Annotated in this window: 1 rRNA gene; it reads left to right on the top strand. The window is 53.1% G+C overall.

The features are described 5' to 3' along the window. Nucleotides 1-1,367: ribosomal RNA gene (locus tag JKP78_RS00030) — 23S ribosomal RNA — on the top strand; the annotation flags it as partial. Nucleotides 1,368-1,388: the final 21 nt, after the last annotated feature.

Here is a 1,388-nt window from a genome sequence, read left to right as displayed (position 1 = left end):
TAGGCGACGAAGTGGTTGATACCATGCTTCCAAGAAAAGCTCCTAAGCTTCAGATAACTGGGAACCGTACCCCAAACCGACACAGGTGGTTAGGTAGAGAATACCAAGGCGCTTGAGAGAACTCGGGTGAAGGAACTAGGCAAAATGGCACCGTAACTTCGGGAGAAGGTGCGCCGGCGAGGGTGAAGGACTTGCTCCGTAAGCCCATGCCGGTCGAAGATACCAGGCCGCTGCGACTGTTTATTAAAAACACAGCACTCTGCAAACACGAAAGTGGACGTATAGGGTGTGACGCCTGCCCGGTGCCGGAAGGTTAATTGATGGGGTTAGCGCAAGCGAAGCTCTTGATCGAAGCCCCGGTAAACGGCGGCCGTAACTATAACGGTCCTAAGGTAGCGAAATTCCTTGTCGGGTAAGTTCCGACCTGCACGAATGGCGTAACGATGGCGGCGCTGTCTCCACCCGAGACTCAGTGAAATTGAAATCGCTGTGAAGATGCAGTGTATCCGCGGCTAGACGGAAAGACCCCGTGAACCTTTACTATAGCTTTGCACTGGACTTTGAATTTGCTTGTGTAGGATAGGTGGGAGGCTTTGAAGTGGGGACGCCAGTTCTCATGGAGCCATCCTTGAAATACCACCCTGGCAACTTTGAGGTTCTAACTCAGGTCCGTTATCCGGATCGAGGACAGTGTATGGTGGGTAGTTTGACTGGGGCGGTCTCCTCCCAAAGAGTAACGGAGGAGTACGAAGGTGCGCTCAGACCGGTCGGAAATCGGTCGTAGAGTATAAAGGCAAAAGCGCGCTTGACTGCGAGACAAACACGTCGAGCAGGTACGAAAGTAGGTCTTAGTGATCCGGTGGTTCTGTATGGAAGGGCCATCGCTCAACGGATAAAAGGTACTCCGGGGATAACAGGCTGATACCGCCCAAGAGTTCATATCGACGGCGGTGTTTGGCACCTCGATGTCGGCTCATCACATCCTGGGGCTGAAGCCGGTCCCAAGGGTATGGCTGTTCGCCATTTAAAGTGGTACGCGAGCTGGGTTTAGAACGTCGTGAGACAGTTCGGTCCCTATCTGCCGTGGACGTTTGAGATTTGAGAGGGGCTGCTCCTAGTACGAGAGGACCGGAGTGGACGAACCTCTGGTGTTCCGGTTGTCACGCCAGTGGCATTGCCGGGTAGCTATGTTCGGAAGAGATAACCGCTGAAAGCATCTAAGCGGGAAACTTGCCTCAAGATGAGATCTCACTGGAACCTTGAGTTCCCTGAAGGGCCGTCGAAGACTACGACGTTGATAGGTTGGGTGTGTAAGCGCTGTGAGGCGTTGAGCTAACCAATACTAATTGCCCGTGAGGCTTGACCATATAACACCCAAGCAATTTGCT

The sequence above is a fragment of the Pseudomonas sp. LAM2023 genome (assembly GCF_016620375.1).
GTDB classification, from domain to species: domain Bacteria; phylum Pseudomonadota; class Gammaproteobacteria; order Pseudomonadales; family Pseudomonadaceae; genus Aquipseudomonas; species Aquipseudomonas anuradhapurensis.
Note: the sequence above shows the minus strand (reverse complement) of the source record. Positions and strands in the feature narration are given on the sequence as shown.